The following is a 22,582-nucleotide window of genomic DNA, read 5'->3' as shown; positions in this document are numbered from 1 at the left end:
TTTTCACTCTTCATCAGAAGACGTAAATGAAAAATGGCTTACCATTGCCCACAATAACGGAAAGGATAGAATTGCTGAAAAAATAAATTTTCCTTGCTGTTTCTTTATTTGTTCCAGGCGGTGATCTACTTTTTCATCCTTTTCCTCTTTAGAAATAGCTCCATACCCTAATGTTTCAACACGCTTAATAATTTCTTGGGCACTAATTAACGACGGATTATATTCTACGGTTGCCCTTACTAATGCCAAATTGACGGTCGCTTCGTTAACACCTTCAAGTTTGTTTAGTCCCTTTTCAATTCTTATTGCACAGGCTGCACAAGACATTCCTGTAATTTGAAAATTTGTTTCTTTTATTTCCTTACTCATATTAAACACCTCTCCTATACTGGTGGGGGTATATAATTTTGTTAAATATAACGTGCTATAAAAGCACGTTATATTTTTAAATTCTATTCAACATCATAGCCTTGGTCATCGATCGTTTCTTTGATTTTACTTAAGGATACTTCAGAAGGATTAAATTCAACATCTACATTTCCCGTGTCCAAATGAACCTTTACAGAGTCGACACCTGCTAATTTACTCACACTACCTTCTACAGCATTCACACAATGTCCACAAGACATGCCATTAGCCTTTATGGTTATTTTTTCCATTTATAATCACTCCCATTTATTTTTTCATTAATCTCTCTATTGTTATAAGTACTTCATCTAAAACTTCGGTATCTCCCTCATGAATACGATCCAATACACATGTTTTTAAAAATTTCCTATACACAGGCCAATAGCTTGGTGTCCCTGATCTCTTAAATGATCAATAGCCATTTGGATTCCAGACTCATGATTAATAAATACGCTTGCAATTTGTTTATTTTCAGAAGCTTCGCAGGAAACAATTTTTCCAAAATCAGATACTTCATCAAGTATGTGGCTAGGACTAACACATGAACCTAAAATATGACCATCAATGAGCTTGTATTTTAATCAGTTAAAAAACTCTAGTTCTTGTTTAGGATCATTATTAGATTGATGTACAAGCAAGACGTTCGTTTTTGTTACGGTAGTTCCATAAAAAAGACTACTTTACAAAAGTAGCGATAAACATTTGACATTAACTTGATATGCATTATTTCGGGTGATGACAGCTTTGATGGCACTACCCCACTAGTCGAGTTGATAAAGGAAAATCTGTAGATATTATTTTCTTGTTACTTGTAACTGAATTATTTGGAAATAATTGAATAATTTTCAAAAAGGAGTGAGACACTTTAACGATGGAATATTGTGTTTTTCTTTAAGTTGGATTTTTTGGGGATACCTTTATCAAGGTATAATCTCCTCTTTATACTGTGGGAATTATACATTAATCATATATTGGGGGTAGTATGATGAAAAAACTTCGTAAGATAAAGCCTTTAAAAAAAGCTATTCAGGAACTAGAGAGTACCAGCGTATTGCCCCCAAATGTTCAAGATGGGGAACTCGGACAGAATATATCCGTGAATGAAGAGGTGTTGAAACAAGTTTTTGACAATTGTTCCGATATTGTCTTTCGTCCCATTCTCGTAAATAGGCAAACCAAAATGCTTCTGATTTATATAGATGGATTAGTGGATACAAAAATAGTGGAACAGGTTCTTTTGAAACCAATGATGTTCGAAGGTATGCCTAATGGATTAGAGAGTGCGGGCTCAATAGGGGAAATCATCCAAGATCGGCTTATCGCTTTTTCCCAAGTAAAGACGATTTCTAAGGTTCGTGAGGTTATAGAAGGAGTATTGAAAGCTAATATCGCCGTTCTGACAGATGGGGAGAATCAAGCCCTGGTTGCTGATTTAAAAGGGTTTGAAAAACGTAGTATTGAAGAGCCTGCTGCTGAAATTTCTGTTCGTGGCCCTCGGGACGGGTTTACGGAAACACTCAGGGTCAATACGAGCCTTGTTCGCCGAAGAATTCGGAGTCCAAGGCTAAAAATGGAACCCTATTCGATTGGGGATTTATCACAGACAGATGTGGTGATTGCCTACATCGAAGGGATTGCTCCAAATACGGTTTTGGAGGAAGTTCGCCAAAGGGTTCAGCGAATTCAAATTGATGGGGTGTTGGATTCAGCTTTCATTGAAGAGTTTATCGAGGATCTTCCTTTTTCTCCCTTTCCTCAAATTCAGAATACCGAACGGCCGGATGTTGTGTGTGCCAGTCTATTGGAGGGAAAAGTCGCCATATTCGTGGATAACACACCATTTGTTCTGATCGTTCCCATGACATTCTGGTCAGGACTGCAAGCAGCGGAGGATTATTATGAACGATCTATCTATACAACCTTTATTCGATGCATACGTTTTGTATTAGTCAATATTTCATTATTCCTCCCTTCTCTCTACGTTGCGGTGACAACCTATCATCCGCAATTGATCCCGACAAACTTGCTTATCAGTATTGCAGCGGCGCGGGAAGGTATTCCTTTCCCGGCTGTCGTAGAAGCGCTGATGATGGAATTTTTGTTTGAGGGTTTGCGGGAAGCGGGCGTTCGGTTGCCAAAACCCGTTGGATCAGCGGTCAGTATCGTGGGAGCACTTGTAATCGGACAAGCTGCGGTGCAAGCAGGCATTATCTCGGCACCTCTGGTCATTGTTGTGGCTACAACCGGTATTGCGTCGTTTGCTTTTCCACGCTACAACTTGGGAACAGCTTATCGGATGCTTCGCTTCCCGCTGCTGTTATTGTCGGGAATTCTGGGGTTGTATGGGGTTGCTTTTGGAGCCCTTGCGATTATGATCCATCTCACGAACATTCGCTCTTTTGGTGTTCCTTATTTAAGCCCAGTAGCTCCTCAGATTCCTCGAGAATTGAAGGACGCATTGATCCGAACACATCGGTGGAACATGACATACCGTCCTTTGCTGATATCGGGAGAAGAGAAAATGCGCATTCCAGATGGTCAACAACCCGGCCCGAAACAAGGAGACCAGACAGAATGAGCCAACACAAGGCGCTTTGTCTTATACTGGTCTTTTCTTTATTTTTCTTGACGGGCTGCTGGGATCGCAGGGAGTTAAACGATCTAGCTATAGAGTTGGGCTGGGGACTTGATCAAGTGAAGAATAACAAGGTGGAAATCAGCGCTCAATTTATCATCCCTTCAAAAATGGGAATGGGACAGAGTGGAAGAAGTGAAGCAGGAAAAACGGTTTTTATAGAATCGGGAACTGGAAGGGACACACTTGAAGCAGTACAAATGATGCAGTCAAAATTGTCAAGAGAAGTCTTTCGGGGGCACCGGCGTGTGATTGTGATTGGAGAACAATTGGCTAGACACGGTCTCGCTCCTGTATTAGATACCTATAGCCGTGATCCTGATATTCGGTTACGAGCAGATGCCCTCATAGTGAAGGGGAGTACTGCGAAACAGTTTCTGAAAGCATCCTACCCTTTAGAAGATATCCCTGCACTCGGGGCTCTAAAAGAACATATGCAAATGGGTGGAATGGGAGATACATCATTATTAAATTTTCTAATAGCCACAACAAGTGATGGAATCACCCCAACCTTGCCCGTTATTGCGCTCAGTCACAGTTCTAATGAAAAAGATCAAAAGAGTATTAAAGGATTTCAAATTGTAAATATGGCGATTTTTAACAAAGACCTTAAAGTGGTTGGGTTCTTAAATATAGAGGAAGGAAAAAGCTATCTTTGGATAATCAATCATTTAAGAAAACAGACTGTTACGGTAACTGTCCCACAAGGAAATAGAAATGCCAGTTTATATATGACGAAAATTGACAGCAAAATCATCCCAATTATTCAAGGGAACGCCATCAAGTGTAACATTGTTCTTTCTGGTGAGGGAATCATTCGAGAAAACAATACGAATTTGGATCTTACTCAATCGGAAAATCTTGCTCTTTTAGAACATCTATTGGAAAAAAGGGTTGAAAAACAAGCTTATCAAACCATTGAAAAGGTTCAAAAACAATACAGAACCGATATCTTTGGCTTCGGTGAAGCAATTCATCAAAAATATCCATCTCAATGGAAGGTATTAAAGAAAAATTGGGACAATCAGTTTAAAAAGGTAGAGGTCTCAGTCCATTCAAATCTGATCATTCGGCGAGTAGGTCTGACCGGACCACCGTTGCAGATAAAGAAAAATGAAATAAAAAAATAAGGAGATATATGTATTGTGAGAAATTCAATGAAAATCTCTGGCTCGCAAATCTTTTGGATGATGTTCACATTTGAAGTGGGAAATTCACTTCTTCTGACCCTATCATCTACGATTCGTACTGCAAAACAAGATGCATGGATCTCAATGGTGATTGCAGGGCTTGTTGGCGTTGCCATTACTTTTTTGGCAACCACACTCGGTTCACTTTATCCGAACCAAACCATGATTGAATTTAGTCAAACCATTCTCGGTAAATGGCTTGGAAAGCTGATGATGATTCTCTATTTACTTCTATGGTACCCGGCGATTGGGATAATCACCCGTGAATTTGGAGATTTCATGATTACCGCGTTGTTTCATAAGACACCTTTGTGGGTTATTGTCTTTACCGCTATGTTACTGCTTATTTTTATCATGTACCAAGGTGGGATCGAAGGCATTGGACGGTTAAGTGAAATCGTTGGTCCAATGATTCTTTTGATGATTACTATCTTAATCATTTTGAATCTTGGCAATATGAATTGGCATTATATGCTTCCCATTTATCAAGATTCTGGATGGCTTCCAATCCTTAAAGGTTCCTATCCCCCCATGGCCTCCTTTTTTGGAGAGCCTGTTATGATGACAATGTTCGTATTCTTTATGGATAAACCGGACCAAGCGTCATCGCGGGCGATGTGGGGAATAGGACTGGCCGTTTCCATGGTAACGATCGGAACATTGGCGGTGATTTTCACATTCGGCCCAGTCTTGCCTTCAAGGCTTTTGTTTCCGTTTTATAATATGAGCCGGGTTATTTCCGTCATGGAATTCATTCAAAATGTGGATATTCTGATTGTGATTATATGGTTTTTTAGTATCTTTATTAAGCTGGCGTTATATATGTTTCTTGCTTGTTATGGAACGGCACAATGGTTCCACCTGAAGGATTGGCGAAAAGTAGTTTGGCTTCTTGCTCCTATTTCGTTTGTTATGGCTGTATCGATTAAAAATATCCAGATATTTGCCCAGTATTTTGACAAGTTTTATATGCTTCCATTTGTATTTCCCGTCAACATGATTGGGATTCCCTTACTATTGTTGGTTGTTGGATGGATTCGAAGAAAATATGCATAAACGGGGTCTGTGTTGCAATGGAACCAAATCACGCAATAAGCATTAGCGGACATTAGGAATCCTATCATTTAAAAAGAGATAGGATTCCTTATCCGTTTTATTCTGTTATGTTATCTTCCTCGTATAGTAAAGTGCGTAATCGACCATCTCTTATTTCTTCAGGGGATACCACCAGCAAAACGCGAATTTACAACGTTAAGGAAATTCCAATATAAAAAAACCCATTTCCTCAGCATTAAAATTGAGAAATTAGGCTTTTTTGTTACTTCATAAACGCGCCCGATTTTTGAATAATTCGTTTGATTGATTTAATGGCCTCAACGTGCATTCCTTCATGATATAAACAAAAGCTAAGAAATTCTTCTACTGTGGATAATGTAAGACTGCCTGTAGACGTTGTAAACGGATGCTCTACCGTTTCTTTTAGTCGAGGTTCCAATACTTTTTCAATCCTGTTGAATTGATTTTCGAGTAACTGAATTAATTCAGGAATAGACGGTACCTGTTCTCCCCAATCTCCTGGTTTCGTACCTCGACTGAATAATTTCATAAAATGATCTGGCATCTTCATTTTTTCTTCATTGGAACGAAAGGCAAAGAATTCTTGCACCACATAAATATGTCCAAGATTCCATTTAATATTGTTGTTGAATCCTTCTGGTATGATATGCGATGTCCGATCATTCACTTCTGCCACTTGATCAATCGTATTGTCCCGAGCAAATCTTAAATGGTTGAAGATATAGCTTTCCATCCTATTCACCTTCCTGTGTTTAATCGTTCATTATAATTTTAGCATTTTTCAGATAATTTTACTTCTTATGGATTGCTTTTTTTGATGACCACTCCGGTAACTGTTATTAAACTATTTTGCCAGTCAGTTAATTTGTACGAGTATTGTTTCAATTTCGGCTGTCTTCCCAAAAGTTCCTACCGATCTAAAAAGATATTTTCCCGGCTATTGTCTTTAGCCTCTATTGGAGAAATTTTTCTAAAGAAGCAGCATTAATAGGATTTCTAGCAGGATTGGCAACGATCATCTTTATTTACTCAACCAGGTATTCCTTTGAATTCTATGAAGGCTTCTTAGGATTAATTGTAAACATCATTGTTGTAATGGTCCTCAATCTTGTGTTTGCCAAAAAGGAACAGACACGGACAAACAAGGTCATCGAAACTCTTTTTAACAAAGATTGACTAGACCATTTTAGTGTAGAAGTTTCATGTTTGTTTCGAATCCTGCCTTTGTTTAGTCTTTTTCCTATCCTTTAATATTCCTTGTTCCCAATAGGTAAAGAGGCTGCCCCTAATTTGATGGGTCAGCCTCTTAAATCAGGATTGCCTTTATCTATATAAAAAGGGGGTTAAAAACTATACCTTTAAAAACAGATTGGTAGCATGGAAGTAGCCAAGCTGTAATTAAAGTGTTGGAAAATTAATATATCGGCTATTATAATTAGGGCTTAATGCTTCTGACACAATAAAACGGCTTAGTTATTCCTGACTGCTTTTTTAACTTTTACTTTCACTAATTTTACTAAAATTTTAATTCCCGAAATACAAAAGCAAAACATATTCCCCCTACGCTCACCCAGTTACCTTGTCAAACCATGAGCTTGCTGTCTCCTTTAAGACAATGTTGAGTTCTTGGATATTTTTTTTGCCGGTATCTTGTAACCAAGCACGCCCTGCCTGTTCACCATTTTCCGCAAATGGAGCAACACCATTCTTCCATGTTGCCCGGCCGCAGAGCACACCGTTAAAGTTGGATCCTGATTTCTTCGCAAATGTTAAGGTTTGTTGGAACAATTCCGCAGTTACACCAGCACTTAAGAAGATAAATGGCAAATCAGTTGCTTCACTTTGTTCTTTAAAATACGCTGCGGCTTCTTCCTGGCTAAAGGCGGTCTCACCTTGTGTGTAACCCTCCACAAAATTCATATTTACTGGAACTTCTACCTTTAGAACATCTACTTTGTACTGCGGTTTGGAGAATTCCCTCATTGCTTCGATGACCTTATGAGGCTTTATTTTTGCATATTCCAAGCTTTTCACATTCTCAATCTTAGCATTGTAAGTAACAATTTCTAAGAAAAATGGAATGTCTTCTGCTGCACACTCTGCCCCGACTCTTTCCATATAAACATGCTTAAAGTCATTAATTTTTTTATCTTCATCGACATCATAGTATAGTAAAAATTTAATCGCATCAGCTCCAGCTTCCTTCAGACGTCTAACAGACCAGTCTGTCAATAAATCAGGCAAACGGCCCACCGCCGTAGCATCATAGCCGGTTTTTTCATATGCCACTAACAATCCTGCATCCGCATCACGGACTTTAGATGCAGGCAAACCATATTCCGGATCTAATAGAATTGATGTTGCGTATGGTGTCAGCTCTTCTGAAACCAATTCTTTAAAGCGGATAATCCCCTCATCACCTACAGACCTTGAACTTCCTGCCATAATCATTTTCTTTAATGAACCGCGTTGATCAATCGCCAAAGCGCCGATAATTCCATTCTCATCCGATAACCGTTTAAGAGCCGCCAATTTATTTCTTGTTAATTTTAACATCAATAATCACCTCTATTAATCTACTTTCGTAACCTTTACCAAATCAAAAAGTGAATCGAATTTTGCAAGATTAATATAACCTGTTTCTGCTTCCATCGTATTAAGCATTCCCGTTGTCATAGCTGTTTTCAAAATGTCCTGAACGGTTTGCTTTCTTTTCAGGGCAACCGCTATTCCAGCAACGGTTGCGTCACCTGAGCCCACAGGATTTACGACATCGATGCCAGGAATAGTGACACGATAATAATCTTCTTCATGCTTGACAAAAGCACCGACTCCGCCCATCGAAATAACAATCAATTCAATTCCATGAAATAACTCATTGTTTAACAATTGCTTCAAGCCATTCATACTTTCATCCACTTCCATGTTAAGAAGATGAGACAACTCATCAATATTTGGCTTAATCGCAAACGGTTTTACTTCATGTAATAGAACCTGGCGCAATGATTCTCCAGATGTATCGACAATCACAGGAATTCCGTTTTCCCATCCAATTTCGACCATCTGACGATAAAATCCAGACTCAAGCCCTTTTGGTAAACTTCCCGAGATAGTAACTAGGGAAGCTTCAGCAAGCTGTTCCCGAAATTTTTCTAAAAAAACTTTCCCTTCTTCCACCAATATGGTGGGCCCGGATTCTAAAATTTCCGTTTGCTTGCCATCATGAAGAATTGCGATACAGTTTCTTGATTCTTGATCTATTCTAAAAAAGTCATTTTTAATCTCATTTTTCATTAATTCCTGAGTAATATAATCGCCAATAGTACCTCCAAGCACACCTGTTGCCAGAACATCTTCGCCCAGTAGCTTAATGACCCGGGCTACATTTAATCCTTTTCCGCCAGCGGTTTTACGAGCCTTCTCCACTCGATTCACATCATTTAATTTGAAATCTTGAACTGAATAGGAAATATCAACAGATGGATTCATCGTGACAGTTAAAATCATCATACTCACTCTTTCCAAACAGAATCTTTTGCTTGATACCGGCAAATACCATCAAGATACGTTGCAGTTAAATTGAGCTCGGGCGTCAATACAATAAAATCAGCATCATAACCAATCGCAATCATACCGCATTCCCCATCGAGACCAACGCTCTTCGCAGATGCAGTACTTGCCATATAGAGAGCTTCTTCTGGGGTCGCAATTCCCCAATTAACCGTATTTTTTACAGCCTCTTTTAATTGCAAAATACTGCCCGCTAAGCTTCCGCTCTCCAATCGAGCGGCTCCGTTTTTTACATCAACTAGAAATTCACCCAGTTGATAGTGTCCATCCGGCATACCTCCAGCCATCATGCAATCGGTTATTAGGATCGTCTCCTTCCTGCCACGAGCATTCATTAAAATGTTAGCAGCAGCAGGATCAACATGATGTCCGTCACAGATAATTTCTGCAAACACATCAGGCAGGTTAATCGCAGCACCAACCATTCCCGGCTCACGATGATGAAGCCCGCTCATACCGTTGAACGTATGGACAAAAATTGAGGCACCCTTCTCAACCGCATATTTTGCCTCAGCGTATGTTGCATCACTATGGGCCAACGCCACCGTTATTTGATTGTTGACGGCATGTTCAATAAATTCTGCTGATCCTTTCCTTTCCGGAGCTAGTGCAATTTTTTTAATAAATTGGTTGGAAAACGTTTGCCACATCTCTAGCATTTCGATAGAGGGATCACAAAAATACTTTATGTTTTGAGCCCCTTTGTGTTTCTCCGTAAAAAATGGCCCTTCTAAAAAAATACCTTTAATTTTGGCTCCCTGGACCTTTGTATAGTTTTCTCCAATCATTGCCACTACTTCATTCAATATCTCTGGCGAAGAAGTTAGTGTGGTAGGCAAAAACGACGTCACACCACACGATAGCAGTCCTTCAGAAATCGCCTTTAATCCCTCAAAGTCGATATCCATAATGTCATGATTTTTAAAGCCATGAATGTGCGTGTCGACTAAACCTGGAGCAATCCATTTCCCTGCGTGATTGATGACATCCGCCGATTCGGAGGGCAAAGTGACGTAAAAAGAGCCAAATTTCCCGTCTTTAATTTCCAAGTAACCTGGGCCTGCCACCCCATCCTCAAGAAAAAACATGTCTGCAAACACAAATTGTTCCATACCTGCACCTCTGTTAAGGAAGGAGATCCCCCCTTTCCCTTTCATTTATTTATATTCGTGGATTGTTACACCTTTAACGACACGATTAACTGTTCCACTTGGTGAAGGAGTATCCGGCGTATTTCCAACCTTGATTGATGATAGCAAGGCAATCGTTTGTGCAAACATGACATACGGAAGTGACAAATAAGCATCAGGAACGGTGCTTGCTTCACTTTCGAATAAGAAGGTATCGCCGGCATAATTCATATCACTATCTACTTCAATTGCACATATGAAGCTTGCGATTCGATCCTGTCTCAATTCATTTAACATATCAAGGTCGTACTGGCGTGTGTAAGGTTGGTTGGAAACAAACAAAAACACGACTGCATTTTCATTCACAAATGATTTTGGACCATGTCGAAATCCGAGTGATGAATCAAAGGATGTAGCAATCTTACCGGCAGTTAATTCTAATACTTTTAATTGTGCCTCTCTTGCGAGGCCCTCAAAACTCCCTGATCCAAGATAGATAATTCTTTCAAAGTCGGAAGAAATCATTTTTTCAATATCAGCTTCTCTTTTAATAACACTTTGACCCATGCGGCGAACTGTTTCTACAATGTTTAATTTTTCTTCAATTGATAACGAATCGAAAATGAGCAGTGTAGTTAGTGCCATACTGGTGTAGCTTCCCGTCATGGCAAACCCTTGATCATTTGACTTTTCAGGCATTAATAATAAGAGGTTATTTTGATCTCCTTTTGCCCGTTTTGCCAATTTTCCATCTTCTGAGCAGGTAATGGTGATTTGATAAAGATTCCTTACTACTTGTTCCGCTAACACGACAGTTGCAACACTTTCAGGGCTATTTCCGCTTCTTGCAAATGAAATCAATAACGTTGGGATATCTGCTTTTAAGAATTGATACGGATTTGATAAGATTGTCGTTGTTGGAACACTCATCAAGTCCCACTGTTTCTCATCCACTTTTCCCTTTAAATATGGGGTTACAGTGTCACCAACATAAGCGGAGGTTCCGGCCCCTGTAAAAATAACCCGGATACGATTGTGCTTTTCTGTAATATTTTGTAAAAATTCATTAATCTCATGAATTTTTGCAGTATACAATGCAAATGTCTCGCCCCATAATTCAGGCTGTTGTTTGATTTCGGCTGTTGTAATCGCGGCCCCTAAGGGCATTAATTTTTCATGACTTAATGTAAACATATATGACACTCCTCTATAATTTAGTTCCCGTCAAATACCCGTAATCCGGCACCAACGACGCCGTTATTTTCCTTCATATTACTAATCGACATATTGCTTAGAAGATGCTGTTGCTCAGGGATTTGGTACATTTTCAGTTTTTCTTTTATAATTTCAAGCAAAAAGGGGTTGTTAGCGATGACACTTCCACCGAAAACCACTTTATGCGGGTCCAGTAAGCAGGAGATTGAATAGAGTCCTTGTGCCCAATTGTCTGTCACATCATTGATGATAGGTTTATACTCTATGGCTCCTTCTTTATAACGCTTAAAAACATCCCTTGTTGACAGACTCACCATCTGGAATTCCTTTTGTGCTAATTTTTCAATCGCAGGTCCTGCAGATGCTTGTTCCAGTCGCTCTAATTTCTTGGCTGCCTTTGAAAAGACTGGAAGCAAGCCGAGCTCCCCGGAAAATCCAGCTCCCCGAAAAAGTGAACCATTATGAATAATGGAACAGGAAATACCCGTGCTAATCGTCACATAGACAAATGTCTCGTCGTTCTTTGCCTTGGCTGCGTTCCACTCAGCGAAAGCCGCCATGTATACATCATTGTCGATCGTAATCCGCTGGGGCCCAAATTGCTCCCGTAAACGGTCAATAAGGGGAAACTGAGCCCATGGTAAGTTATTTTGAAAAACCGCAATCCCTTGTTCACGATCCACCCTGCCCGGTACACCGACACCAATACCATCCATGTCCTCAACCTTATAAGAGGAACCCTTAAGAACTTGCTCGACAGCTTTTACTACTCTGGCAAACATCTTTTCTCTGTCCGATGGATCACTTTTTATCTCCTTCCGATTCAACAATTCTCCTGTTTCTGAAATGATGGCTGCCGCAATTTTCGTCCCGCCAATATCAATGCCAATTGCCTTTTTCATGTTCCTGCACCCCTGCATGTTGAATTGATCGAGTTTTTCCGTACATGTTTTAATTTTTTATAAATAAGTGAAGCTATGTAATGTTGGGTTGTTGGTACAAGTTTATTAGAGTTAGCTGAATGTAATACTCATAGACTAATACCTCTGAATACACCCATAACATACGGCTTTTTATGACCGTATGTTATGGTTTTTATTTCCCACCAGTTACAGCAATCCCCTCAATAAATTGCTTTTGCAGGAAGATAAATAGGATTAGCATCGGTACTATTGCTAAAAAGGAACCCGCCATAAGAATCGGGTAGTTGGTTAAATATTGGCCTTGGAGTGAAGATAATCCCACTGATAGAGTCATAGATTCCGTCGAACTATTAACAATCATCGGCCACATTAATTCATTCCAGCTCCAAAGAGTTGTAAAGATCCCCAATGCAATTAAACCTGGTTTGGAAAGCGGAAGCATAATCTTCCAATAAATTTTGAAATGGTTACAGCCGTCAAGTCGTGCGGCTTCCTCTAATTCCTTTGGAAGTCCCATAAAGAATTGCCTTAAAAGGAATGTACCGAATGCACTAAACAAACCGGGTACGATCACGGCTTGCAACGAATTTAGCCAGCCTAATTTCACCATAATCATGTATTGAGGCAGTAAAAACACTTGACCCGGTACCATTAATACGGTCAACGCCAATAAGAACAAAAAGTTCCTACCGGGAAATTCAATCCGTGCAAAGGCATAGGCTGCCAGTGAACACAAAAACAGTTGGCCAACGGTCCGTAGTACCGTAATAATGATGGTATTAAACATAAATTTGAAGAATGGTAGCAGTCCAAATACCTCTTTATAGTTCCCCCATTGAAATTCCTTTGGAAACAATGCGGGGGGGACATGAATGGACTCAGCGTAAGTTTTTAACGAGGTGAGAATCATCCATATAAAGGGCAAAACCATTGCCACCGACCCTATAATTAGGATGAAATGGATAAGAAATGATTTACTTGTTACAAGCCTTCTTGTTTTCTCCAATGGTTACACTCCCTTTAGTCATAATGAACCCACTTTTTCTGTAACACCATTTGAATCGCAGTAATAATCAAAATAACAATTAACAATAGTACTGCAATAGCTGCTGCATAACCCTTATCATTTAATACAAAAGCATGCTGATAAAATAAATAAACGATTGACTGCGTACTTTCTAACGCCGTACTGCTCTTTCCAATCATCATAAAGATTAAGTCAAACACTTGAAACGCTCCGATAAGAGACATAATGGACACAAAGAAAATAACAGGAGAGAGTAATGGCAGTGTAATTTTAAAGAACACCTTTATCGGGCCCGCTCCATCAATTTCTGCAGCTTCATAATACATTTTAGGAATCCCTTGCAGCCCAGATAGAAAAATGACCATGTTATATCCAATACCACTCCAGATTGCGACAACAATAATAGAATATAGGGCTATTTTCGGATCACTTACCCACTGTGGACCCTTAATTCCAATCAAAGATAAAAGATAATTGAGCAATCCGTAATCCGCATTAAATAGCCATTTCCATACCATCGCGATTGCAGCCGGCATGGTAATCACGGGTAAAAAATACAGGGTTCGGTAAACAGATTTCCCTTTAATTTTTTGATTTAGGAGAACCGCTATAATAATTGATAGGAAAATTCCTATTGGCACGGTAAAGATAATATAAATACCTGTGTTTTTAAAAGATTGTAAGAGGCCTGCATCGTCAAACATCCGTTTATAATTCGTTAACCCAGTCCACTCATATTGCCCAAATGCTCCCCATTCAGTGAAACTATAGTAAAAGGTCTGGATAATAGGCCACAAGTAAAAAATAAATAAACCCAACATCGTAGGAGCAATCATTAAATACGCCCAGAGATAATCAGATCTTTTCCTTGTTTTTGTTAAGCTGGTAACCTTCAATTTTTTAGATGCTTTCACTTCAGTCTGAAGAGGAATTTCTTTCACAGCATTCCCTCCCTTTATGGAAATTGAAGAGAAGAAATACATTCCTCTCTTCATTTTTTCAACTACTTAGATAGCGACTCATTTGCTTTTTTGGTTAGCTCTTTTACTGCGTCCTCTACACTTTCTTCTTGGCTCCAGGCCTTTTTCAGGATATCTGTTTCATATTGCCAAATTTCCCCTGTGTTTTTGACACTTGGAAGCGGAACAGAGTATTTAGCACCATCAATAAAGGCTTGAAGGTTCAGATTTGGAACAGATTTTACCCATGCTTCCTGTGTACCGTTATAGGCTGGAATAACTGTCCCAGTTTTCGCATACACATCGGCAGCTTCTTTAGAGCCTAAGAACTTAACGAACTCCCATGCCGCATCCTTATGTTTGGTATTGGCAGCGATTACATTGGATAACCCATGAATCGCTACTGCACGCTTCTTACCCTTTGGTACGACAGCAACATTTAAATCAGGGTTTTTCTTATATTCAGGAACCATCCAAGGACCATCGAACATCATCGCGACTTTTCCTGAAGAGAATAATTCAGAAGCTGCCGTTTCTGTCATTTGTGCTTGTGTTGGTGACAATCCTTCTTTTATAAAGCTAATATTGTATTTCAGTGCCTCGATTGCTTCAGGTTGATCGAAACCAACTGATTTTCCATCTTTGGGAACGATATATCCGCCATTTTGCCAAATTAAATCATAATATCCGCCTTGATTACCCATTAAAGCAGCATAGCCCCAAATACTTTTGTCTTTGTTTGTTAGTTTCTTTGCCACTTCTTTTAACTTATTCCAGTCCCAAGTTTCATCCGGATACGGCACACCTGCATCATCAAAGATTTTTTTGTTGTACCATAAGCCAGTTGTATCGTAATCTTTTGGAATTCCATAAACTTTTCCATCGACTGTATAAAGGTCAATTAATGACTTCGGATAATTATCTAAACTATAGTTATCTTTTTTCGCCCTATCACTTAATGGAAGGATTACTTTTCCCTCAGCATATTGAACGACGTGAGCACCGTTCATCCAAAGGACATCGGGCAAAGCACCCCCAGTTGCAGCAGTTTCAAGCTTTTGGAAGTATTGGCCATAAGGAGTAAGCTCCGTTTTTACTTTGATATTTGGATATTTTTCGTTAAATAATTTGATAATCTCATCAATGGCAGGCAGTTGTTTCTTATCCCAAATTCCATAGGTAATTTCAACCTTTCCATCTTTCACGTCACCGGAAGCCGTATCGCTATTACTACAGCCAGCCAGCCCTAGCAATCCTAGAAAAACTGCTAAAATCATTACTAGCCATTTTTTCATCATATTCCCTTCTCTCATTCAAAATTTAATAGATTTCAAACAAAATCGCTTTTTAAGACTTAAGGGCTTTTCTTAGATGAATAATTCGTACTTCTTTTTCATTAATATTCCAAATATTTTAGATAACGTTCACCACCTTTATGGATAACGTTTTCCCAAAAGGGATAGCTTTTAATCTACAACTTTATTATTGATACACCCCGTAAATCGGAGTGATAACAATCTATCTTTATACCTTAATATTTTCTAGCAATCTTTGATAATATTCATCGATATTAATGGATTTACCCTTGTTTAACCTTGAATTCTCAGCAGCAAATGCCATGAGATGGCTTCTTACGGAAGCAGAAGTGGAAGAAACACTATCTGTTGTATTTCCAAATTGAATTTCGCGGAGAAATGTTCTCATGATACCGTTATCACCGCCGCCGTGTCCGCCTACAGGGCTGTCAAATTTAATGACGGTTTCATGCTTAGTGAGAAAATCAAAGATTGAAATACTATTATCCTCCATGTTTCCTCTGATTTCTCCTTTTGTTCCCATGATTTGAACAATTCGCGTTTGCTCTCTCGTGAAGCCGCACATGCTAAATGTTGCAGTTGCTCCATCTTCGAATTCCATGTTGACCACCTGATGATCGACAACATTATTATCTGATTGGTAAACACATTTTCCATATGGTGTATCTTGTAATGCTTTAATAATTCCTTCATTCGTATAGTCTTCTGTAAATTTCTTAGCCCAACCTCTTCCTTCACCAAGATAGTATCTACCTGCATGAAATGGACATTCTAATTCGGCGGGACATCCATCTAAACATCTTTGCGGCGCTCCAACCGGGGCATTTTCCTCTTTAAAATGCATGAGTGAACCGTAGGAACTAAGATTTTTACACTCTTTGCCTATAACAAAAGAAATAATATCCATATCATGACAAGATTTCTGCAAGATCATTGGACTCGATTTTTCTTTATTATTCCAATTTCCTCGAACAAAGCTGTGAGACATATGCATCACTTCTACATTTTCATTTAATTGCAATGATACAACTTCACCAATTTCCCCCTTGGTAATTATCTTTTTAATCGTTGACCAAAATTCGGTATACCGTAGAACATGCCCGATGGTTAGCTGTCGATTATATTTTTTTGCTGCCTGTTCCATCGCAATACATTCAAGCGGGTCTGGAGACATTGGTTTTTCCAACAAAACATGGTAGCCTAACTCCAAAGCTCTCATCGTTGGTTTAAAGTGATACCGGTCAAGTGTACAAATAATCGCAATGTCAGCAATTCTTCGGTTGAAATTCAATACTTCTTCCCATGATTCAAAACAATTTTCGAAAGGTATATCGTGTTTAGATTGTATTTTCTTTCTCCTTTCCAATCCCGGCTCTGCCACTCCGACAATCTTTAATTCATTTGGATATGCAAGTGCATATGGCGCGTAAGCTCTTGCCCCTCTATCACCTGCTCCAATTAAGATTGCTGTCATTGTTTTCATCTAAATCTCTCCTCTTGTTTGTTTAATTTATGTAATATTATTATCCGCGGAAAATTTTCCTCAATTTATCCAAACGTTTTCCGAAGACTTTTAAAAAAAGAACCGTTTAGGTCCGTTTTTATGAAGATGATTCCCGAATGATTAATTCAAACGGTAAAACAAGTTTTACTGGAAGAGTAATTTTTTCTTCCACCATATCCATAATCGTTTTCGCAGCCATTTTTCCCATTTCGTATTTAGGAATTTCCACGGTTGATAGCGGTGGTGATGAATATTTACTCATCTCAATATTATCAACTCCAAAGAAGGCAATATCCTCTGGAATGCTGAGATTATTTTCGATTACAGCTCTCATTGCAGCGATGGCCATCATGTCACTGGCACAAACCATGGCTGTTGGCAAATGCTCTCGGTCTCTTTTAATGAGCTGATTTATTTTCTGGTAACTGTTTTCCATTTTCCACATGGTATTGATAACCCAGTCTGGCCTGATAGAAAGTTTAGCTTCTTCCATTGCTGATTGATAGCCTTTAAACCGATATTCTGCATGTAAATCTTCAAAAGTTTTATTGATACCTCCACCAATAAAACCAATTTTCCGGTGTCCTTTGTTAATTAAATGCTGAACCACCATTTTAATTGCAGCCTCACGATTGTAATCCACAACGGCAATATTTTTATCTGTATAGTAAAAGTCTAATCCGACCACTGGGATCGTTTGCTGAATATATTCAATGAGACTCTCGTCAATTCTGTCTATTAGAATAAGTCCCTCAATTCCCAGATCATGAATTGTCTTTAAAAGCAGTGCCTCATTTTCAATCTCATCCTTGGTAATACTTATTAAGGTATAGTCGTAATTTGTTAAGGTGTCCCGAATACCTGTATAGATTTCGGCAAAGTATGGGTTAATCTCCGCTTGTATTGGATTGGCAACCCAGCCAATTTTCATTGTTCTTGTGTTAGTTTTCGTTTGCCTGTTATTCACTAGGTTTCGGGCATGCTGGTTTGGGATATATCCTAACTCCTTAACTGCCTGCCATATTTTATTTTTTGTTTCCTGGTTTACATTTCGTGTTTGGTCATTTTGAATGACTCTAGAAACCGTTGAGATGGAAACGCCTACATATTCAGCAATATCCTTTAATCTCGCCACTAATAATACACCTCAAACTTCTAGCATAAAACAAATCTCGCTTAAATTATTTTAACTATAGCATCATTTATAATTTTCCGTCAATAACCCGTCAGTTTTGTTTAAAATAAATTCTCGAGAAATTAGTGTTATTCGTAAAGGAAATACCACTTTCAACCGAGCAATCGAAAACATTGTTTATAAGTTTACAAAGTCATTTGATAAAAGAATGTCTCCACACAAGCTAAGAGATACTTATGCTACTAACTTGGCAGAACAAAAGTATAGAGGAGGTTTAAGGAACCCCCTCTTCTTCCATATGTCACTCATAAAATACTCCTAATTGAAGCAGTAACCCCAAACCTTATAAGGCGCATTAAACATTTACCTCTTTGAAGATATTAACCCTGTTTTCTCAACAACCTTTGGCCAGCTTAATTTTAATCTTCGACAAATGGCTGTACTTAAAACCTGGCCTCTCCTCTTCAACAAATCATAATCCCTTTGGTTGGTTGAACCGATCCGAAGTAATTCCTTTTTTAAATCTTCAAGGGTTTCTTCATTTGATTTCAAGAAAACCACCCCCATATATTTCAGACTAATTTATTATTCAAAAAATAAGTTTTTAAAATTCCACTTTTTATTCCTAATTTCACCTCTGGTACAAACTTCAAATTTTATAAAAACATGGTTAAAGATATAAGGTAGATTCTCTAAATCTCATTTTCCATATTACGGAAATTTACTTTTATTTTTTTTCCGATGGTCTTTTATCCTAGAGAAAGCAATGTTGACCGTCTGAATATTTTTGACTTTTTATATTTCCGTTGGACAACTCTTGCTATATGTCTGAATTATTTTTCAAACAAATCTCACAATAGTTTTTTACAAAAATTTTCAATATTGTTGTACAAAATAAGACCGCCTGATTTCATTAAACCGATCTTAAATTAAGAAAAAATACTTATTTTGTTGTATCATTTACTGCTTCAATGACCTGAGATGTAGTTTGCATATTTAAAACTTCTTGTGCAAGCTTTTTCATGTCTGATTTTTTCAAGGTATGTATCTCCCTCTGTAGCTGTTTTTTACCCACAACAGCAGGGATTTCCATCTAACGGGCTATAATTGCTGAATGCGATGTACGTCCCTCGATGTTAGTAGTAAATCCTGTTACAAATTGTCGATTTAATTGTGCTGTATCAGACGGCGTTAAATCCTCTGCAACAATGATAACTTCTTCAGCAATCATGCCAGGATTAACAAATTGAACACCTAATAAATGCGAAAGAACACGTTTTGTAACGTCATGAATATCTGCAGCACGTTCTCTCATATATTCATTATCCATCTTTTTCAAACATGATAATGAACATATCTGCAGTTTCTCTAAGGGCAGACTCTGCATTAACTTTCCCAGATTGAATCTTATCTTTAATCGGACCCGTTAATTCAGGATCATTCAAAACAAGAAGATGTGCTTCAAAAATTGCCGCTTTATCTGCACCAAGGTCAACTATGGCTCTGTCACGAATGGCTTCAAGCTCTGAATTTGCTTTCTTCACTGCAGCACAGAAACGTTCTACTTCTGCATCAGTATTATCAATGGTTTCCCCATAAATTTAAAAAATTGATGTCTACATTACTCTAAGGTTACTCAGCAATGTTTAAAACTGTTACTTTTTCCCGTGTCATCGATTCGATACTCTTACGAATTCCTTGTACTCCCATGCCGGATCCTTTTATACCAATAAACGGAAAATGATCCGGACCACGCTCTGTACGACCATTAATTTGGACGGATCCTGCTTCAATTTTATTAGCAATCGTAAACGCTCTGTTTACATCTTTTGTAAAAATACTTGCCTGGAGGCCATATTCAGATTCATTTGCAAGTTTAATTGCCTCTTCGTCAGATAAAACACGTATGATTGGTAGTACAGGTCCAAACGGTTCCTCCCATGCCACACGCATTTCGCCTGTAACATAATCAAGAAGAGTTGGATGAATCAAGTTATGTTCCCGTTTGTTTCCGATTACTACCTCAGCCCCTTGACCAAGAGCATCAGCAATCAAAATTTGAACAAAATCAGCGGATTTATTATCAATTAAAGGGACAATGGTGCTGCCATCTTCCGGAGAACCCACAGACAATTTTTCCACTTCTCCTTTTAATAATCCCACTAGCTCATCTGCTACTTTTTCATTTACGAGCACACGTTTAATGGCTGTGCAGCGCTGGCCGGAATAAGAGAACGCCCCACTGATGATCTGTTTAGCTGCTTCTTTTAAATCCGCATCTTCACACACGATGCCAGGATCTTTTCCACCAAGCTCAAGAACAAGGGGAACCATGGAAGCTTTTTGGGCTAATCTAACGCCTGTATGGGTCCCGCCTGTAAATGAAATCATATTTATCCCCTTATGTTCGACTAAGTAATCACCAATCACAGAACCTTTGCCTGTAACGAGGCTGACAAGACCTTTTGGCAATGCTGTTTCGTGAAGGGCTTCAATCATTTTTGTACCGCTGATGGCACCTTGTGTAGCAGGTTTAAAAATAACAGCGTTTCCTGCAATTAAGGCTGGAGCTATTTTTGCTGCAGCTAAGTTTACCGGGTAGTTAAATGGAGAAATGGCTAATACTACCCCTAATGGAACGCGCTCAATAATGGCAATTTTTGATTTAGAACCACCTGGAAAGCTTTCGCCCCTCATGCTTTCGCCATGCATATGCAGGGCCTCTTCAATTGTGTAACGGATAAAATCCGCTGTGCGGGTGACTTCGCTTTTTGCATCTTTATAGCTTTTGCCGACTTCTTTCATAATAATTTCAGCGATTTCATTTTGCCTGCTGACTAATTCATCTGCCCATTTATATAAATAACTTGCACGTTGTTGAATAGATATCTCCGCCCATAATTTTTGCGCCTCTTGGGCTGAACAAATCGCTTCATCCACCTCTTCATTTGTGATAGCCTGCACTTTTCCAATTACTTCAGAAAGGTAAGGTGACTTTATATCAATGGTTTCACCTGAAAGGCTTTCTTTCCATTCTCCGTTAGTGTAAAACTTATAGGATGATGAAGTTAATACGTTTGTCCCCATAAAAAATTCCTCCTTGACATTAAATAGTAATTGAACTCAGAACAGGATGAATATTCTGTCAATTATACAGAAAATATCGGGACATTCTAAGTCCTATCAGGACGTAAAACGTCCCGGATGTTGCAAAAAAATTCACCCTGTTTCCTAATACCTTTTTTATTCTAGCAAGACTTAATTTTTTTCACAATGATTTTTTCTATATTTCGAAATATTTTTTATTTTCATTTATTGTAAATACTTGTTTAACTCTACAATTCCTTACTAGATTATAAACTTCATCTTCCAGTTATGTTTCATAGAGCAGCCATTTTTGGTTCAGTGGTGCGTGGCGATTCTTGTCTCTTTTCGTTTGATATATACAATCCTCCCTCAATCCCCAATTTCTGCAAAGATATGGGGGCTTTTCTTCCGATTGTCTGCATAGAATGTAGACAAAGGTAAGTGATCTCTCAATGAAAATAGTTAACCTGGAGGGAGTAACCTAATGCATTTTATTGAAGATGTTAAAGACGTGAAATTTAGTTTTTTGGAAAAACCGCCGGCGTCATCAATGACATATGCCTTTGTTTATGTTAATAATCACAACGAATACTATGCAGTTAAAAATGGAGAGCGTTTGTCACGCAGTGAATTGCGGATTGGTAAATATAAAAGGGTTTATACCGTCAATATGCAGCAGCAAACCATCACCTACAAAGAGGAGGTCCCTTCGGCAACAAGAGGAAGAAAGTTTTCTGTCAATTTATTTATCGATATCGCCGTCGAACATCCAGAACGATTAGTTCAACAAAATGCAGGAGAATTTGGCACCGTTATTGACAATAATCTGCCCTTCTGGGTGGAATCAGAAGCAAGATTTTTTCCTATTGAAGAGGAACTGAGATTTGCCCGTCATATTGAAGAATTTTTACAGACCTCGCCATTAGTCAAGGTGTTAAGAGATGCTGGAATTGTTGTTCGAAATGTTCGTGTTTTGATCCGGCAAGGTGTTCGGGATCAGGTCCATGATAAGGCGATCGCCGATTTACACCGGAACGCAGAACTATCTTCCTATCAAGAGGCTCTGGACTTAGAGGAAGCGCGCCGGATTTCGGCCTCGATAAAGGAAGCTCTTGAAGCAGGTGATTTTATCACTGCAGGAAAGCTTGGAGAAAAGAATGAAATGGCAAAGCGGTTAGTGGAATCGGAGTTTTGCCAAAATCAAACCTTCAAATATGAGGTAAACAAACAACTTTTAAACTTGATCAACGATCACTCTATTGACCAGTTCGAGGCAGAACAAAGATTAGCCAAACTAAAGAAACTATTCCCCCATCTCCCCGTCGAACTGGAAAAAATAAACAGAAAAAAACAGATTGCTGGTCCAAGGAGAGAACTTCCATCCTATTTAAATAAAGGAGATTAGC

20 protein-coding genes and 2 pseudogenes are annotated in these 22,582 nt (G+C 38.7%); 5 read left to right on the top strand and 17 right to left on the bottom strand.

The features are described 5' to 3' along the window. Positions 1 to 3 precede the first annotated feature (3 nt). The 3 genes and pseudogenes from J2S10_RS15590 to J2S10_RS15580 form a co-directional block, all read right to left on the bottom strand. Entirely contained in the window at positions 4 to 369 is a 366-nt protein-coding gene (locus tag J2S10_RS15590) for a cation transporter (RefSeq protein WP_370876221.1), read from the bottom strand. An 83-nt stretch (positions 370 to 452) separates the two neighbouring features. Beyond that, positions 453 to 659, bottom strand: coding sequence for a copper chaperone CopZ (copZ, locus tag J2S10_RS15585; protein ID WP_307409384.1), 207 nt, complete (start codon positions 657 to 659; stop codon positions 453 to 455). 16 nt (positions 660 to 675) lie between these two features. Beyond that, positions 676 to 768: pseudogene (locus J2S10_RS15580) on the bottom strand (CsoR family transcriptional regulator); the annotation flags it as partial. A gap of 622 nt (positions 769 to 1,390) precedes the next feature. Here J2S10_RS15580 and J2S10_RS15575 point away from each other — a divergent pair. From J2S10_RS15575 to J2S10_RS15565, 3 genes are read left to right on the top strand one after another with little or no spacing between them, the layout of a single operon-like run. Then, positions 1,391 to 2,986 carry a spore germination protein gene (locus J2S10_RS15575; RefSeq protein ID WP_307409382.1) on the top strand — a complete coding sequence of 532 codons (1,596 nt, stop codon included), beginning with the start codon at positions 1,391 to 1,393 and terminating at the stop codon, positions 2,984 to 2,986. Beyond that, positions 2,983 to 4,173 carry a Ger(x)C family spore germination protein gene (locus J2S10_RS15570; RefSeq protein WP_307409379.1) on the top strand — a complete coding sequence of 397 codons (1,191 nt, stop codon included), beginning with the start codon at positions 2,983 to 2,985 and terminating at the stop codon, positions 4,171 to 4,173. The genes J2S10_RS15575 and J2S10_RS15570 overlap by 4 nt, the downstream gene beginning before the upstream one ends. Positions 4,174 to 4,200: 27 nt before the next feature. Next, on the top strand, positions 4,201 to 5,289 hold the full coding sequence (locus J2S10_RS15565; RefSeq protein ID WP_307410033.1) for a GerAB/ArcD/ProY family transporter: 1,089 nt from the start codon (positions 4,201 to 4,203) through the stop codon (positions 5,287 to 5,289). A 262-nt stretch (positions 5,290 to 5,551) separates the two neighbouring features. Here J2S10_RS15565 and J2S10_RS15560 read toward each other — a convergent pair whose 3' ends face one another. After that, on the bottom strand, positions 5,552 to 6,043 hold the full coding sequence (locus tag J2S10_RS15560) for a DinB family protein (protein WP_307409377.1): 492 nt from the start codon (positions 6,041 to 6,043) through the stop codon (positions 5,552 to 5,554). Between the two features lie 272 nt (positions 6,044 to 6,315). On the opposite strand from J2S10_RS15560, the gene J2S10_RS15555 reads away from it, so the two are divergent. Then, positions 6,316 to 6,486 (top strand): hypothetical protein, encoded by a 171-nt coding sequence (locus tag J2S10_RS15555; protein ID WP_307409375.1) that lies wholly within the window; start codon positions 6,316 to 6,318, stop codon positions 6,484 to 6,486. Between the two features lie 390 nt (positions 6,487 to 6,876). Here the strand turns inward: J2S10_RS15555 and lacD are convergent, their stop codons facing one another. The 13 genes and pseudogenes from lacD to J2S10_RS15490 form a co-directional block, all read right to left on the bottom strand. Next, positions 6,877 to 7,866 carry a tagatose-bisphosphate aldolase gene (gene lacD, locus J2S10_RS15550; RefSeq protein WP_307409373.1) on the bottom strand — a complete coding sequence of 330 codons (990 nt, stop codon included), beginning with the start codon at positions 7,864 to 7,866 and terminating at the stop codon, positions 6,877 to 6,879. A gap of 15 nt (positions 7,867 to 7,881) precedes the next feature. After that, positions 7,882 to 8,817: a tagatose-6-phosphate kinase gene (lacC, locus tag J2S10_RS15545; protein ID WP_307410031.1), complete on the bottom strand. Its 936-nt coding sequence runs from the start codon at positions 8,815 to 8,817 to the stop codon at positions 7,882 to 7,884. Between the two features lie 5 nt (positions 8,818 to 8,822). Continuing rightward, complete coding sequence (nagA, locus tag J2S10_RS15540) at positions 8,823 to 9,992, bottom strand: N-acetylglucosamine-6-phosphate deacetylase (protein WP_307409371.1); 1,170 nt, start codon at positions 9,990 to 9,992, stop codon at positions 8,823 to 8,825. 45 nt (positions 9,993 to 10,037) lie between these two features. Further along, the gene (locus tag J2S10_RS15535) at positions 10,038 to 11,204 is read right to left on the bottom strand and encodes an SIS domain-containing protein (protein WP_307409369.1); all 1,167 of its coding nucleotides are present in this window, start codon (positions 11,202 to 11,204) and stop codon (positions 10,038 to 10,040) included. A gap of 20 nt (positions 11,205 to 11,224) precedes the next feature. Then, positions 11,225 to 12,127 carry an ROK family protein gene (locus tag J2S10_RS15530; RefSeq protein WP_307409367.1) on the bottom strand — a complete coding sequence of 301 codons (903 nt, stop codon included), beginning with the start codon at positions 12,125 to 12,127 and terminating at the stop codon, positions 11,225 to 11,227. A gap of 193 nt (positions 12,128 to 12,320) precedes the next feature. Beyond that, a complete protein-coding gene (locus J2S10_RS15525) occupies positions 12,321 to 13,079 on the bottom strand; it encodes a carbohydrate ABC transporter permease (RefSeq protein ID WP_307410029.1) in 759 nt (252 codons plus the stop codon). An 89-nt stretch (positions 13,080 to 13,168) separates the two neighbouring features. Next, entirely contained in the window at positions 13,169 to 14,116 is a 948-nt protein-coding gene (locus J2S10_RS15520; RefSeq protein ID WP_307409365.1) for a carbohydrate ABC transporter permease, read from the bottom strand. Between the two features lie 62 nt (positions 14,117 to 14,178). Next, the gene (locus tag J2S10_RS15515; RefSeq protein ID WP_307409363.1) at positions 14,179 to 15,429 is read right to left on the bottom strand and encodes an ABC transporter substrate-binding protein; all 1,251 of its coding nucleotides are present in this window, start codon (positions 15,427 to 15,429) and stop codon (positions 14,179 to 14,181) included. A 229-nt stretch (positions 15,430 to 15,658) separates the two neighbouring features. Next, positions 15,659 to 16,933: a Gfo/Idh/MocA family protein gene (locus tag J2S10_RS15510; protein ID WP_307409361.1), complete on the bottom strand. Its 1,275-nt coding sequence runs from the start codon at positions 16,931 to 16,933 to the stop codon at positions 15,659 to 15,661. A 118-nt stretch (positions 16,934 to 17,051) separates the two neighbouring features. Then, positions 17,052 to 18,089 carry a LacI family DNA-binding transcriptional regulator gene (locus J2S10_RS15505; protein WP_307409359.1) on the bottom strand — a complete coding sequence of 346 codons (1,038 nt, stop codon included), beginning with the start codon at positions 18,087 to 18,089 and terminating at the stop codon, positions 17,052 to 17,054. Between the two features lie 363 nt (positions 18,090 to 18,452). Further along, complete coding sequence (locus tag J2S10_RS15500) at positions 18,453 to 18,641, bottom strand: hypothetical protein (protein WP_307409357.1); 189 nt, start codon at positions 18,639 to 18,641, stop codon at positions 18,453 to 18,455. A gap of 544 nt (positions 18,642 to 19,185) precedes the next feature. Continuing rightward, positions 19,186 to 19,669, bottom strand: a pseudogene (locus J2S10_RS15495) (phosphoenolpyruvate-utilizing N-terminal domain-containing protein); the annotation flags it as partial. Between the two features lie 52 nt (positions 19,670 to 19,721). Next, positions 19,722 to 21,176 (bottom strand): NADP-dependent glyceraldehyde-3-phosphate dehydrogenase, encoded by a 1,455-nt coding sequence (locus J2S10_RS15490; protein WP_307409355.1) that lies wholly within the window; start codon positions 21,174 to 21,176, stop codon positions 19,722 to 19,724. A gap of 484 nt (positions 21,177 to 21,660) precedes the next feature. On the opposite strand from J2S10_RS15490, the gene J2S10_RS15485 reads away from it, so the two are divergent. After that, positions 21,661 to 22,581, top strand: coding sequence for a hypothetical protein (locus J2S10_RS15485; RefSeq protein ID WP_307409353.1), 921 nt, complete (start codon positions 21,661 to 21,663; stop codon positions 22,579 to 22,581). Position 22,582 lies beyond the last annotated feature (1 nt).

Source organism: Neobacillus ginsengisoli (genome assembly GCF_030813055.1).
This window is presented reverse-complemented; position numbering and strand designations above follow the sequence as displayed.

Excerpts from the sequence above, each read along its gene's own strand:
- J2S10_RS15590 (WP_370876221.1), bottom strand. The coding sequence starts at position 369 with ATGAGTAAGGAAATAAAAGAAACAAATTTTCAAATTACAGGAATGTCT.
- copZ (WP_307409384.1), bottom strand. The coding sequence starts at position 659 with ATGGAAAAAATAACCATAAAGGCTAATGGCATGTCTTGTGGACATTGT.
- J2S10_RS15575 (WP_307409382.1), top strand. The coding sequence starts at position 1,391 with ATGATGAAAAAACTTCGTAAGATAAAGCCTTTAAAAAAAGCTATTCAG.
- J2S10_RS15570 (WP_307409379.1), top strand. The coding sequence starts at position 2,983 with ATGAGCCAACACAAGGCGCTTTGTCTTATACTGGTCTTTTCTTTATTT.
- J2S10_RS15565 (WP_307410033.1), top strand. The coding sequence starts at position 4,201 with ATGAAAATCTCTGGCTCGCAAATCTTTTGGATGATGTTCACATTTGAA.
- J2S10_RS15560 (WP_307409377.1), bottom strand. The coding sequence starts at position 6,043 with ATGGAAAGCTATATCTTCAACCATTTAAGATTTGCTCGGGACAATACG.
- lacD (WP_307409373.1), bottom strand. The coding sequence starts at position 7,866 with ATGTTAAAATTAACAAGAAATAAATTGGCGGCTCTTAAACGGTTATCG.
- lacC (WP_307410031.1), bottom strand. The coding sequence starts at position 8,817 with ATGATTTTAACTGTCACGATGAATCCATCTGTTGATATTTCCTATTCA.
- nagA (WP_307409371.1), bottom strand. The coding sequence starts at position 9,992 with ATGGAACAATTTGTGTTTGCAGACATGTTTTTTCTTGAGGATGGGGTG.
- J2S10_RS15535 (WP_307409369.1), bottom strand. The coding sequence starts at position 11,204 with ATGTTTACATTAAGTCATGAAAAATTAATGCCCTTAGGGGCCGCGATT.
- J2S10_RS15530 (WP_307409367.1), bottom strand. The coding sequence starts at position 12,127 with ATGAAAAAGGCAATTGGCATTGATATTGGCGGGACGAAAATTGCGGCA.
- J2S10_RS15525 (WP_307410029.1), bottom strand. The coding sequence starts at position 13,079 with ATGGTTTTGCCCTTTATATGGATGATTCTCACCTCGTTAAAAACTTAC.
- J2S10_RS15515 (WP_307409363.1), bottom strand. The coding sequence starts at position 15,429 with ATGAAAAAATGGCTAGTAATGATTTTAGCAGTTTTTCTAGGATTGCTA.
- J2S10_RS15510 (WP_307409361.1), bottom strand. The coding sequence starts at position 16,933 with ATGAAAACAATGACAGCAATCTTAATTGGAGCAGGTGATAGAGGGGCA.
- J2S10_RS15490 (WP_307409355.1), bottom strand. The coding sequence starts at position 21,176 with ATGGGGACAAACGTATTAACTTCATCATCCTATAAGTTTTACACTAAC.
- J2S10_RS15485 (WP_307409353.1), top strand. The coding sequence starts at position 21,661 with ATGCATTTTATTGAAGATGTTAAAGACGTGAAATTTAGTTTTTTGGAA.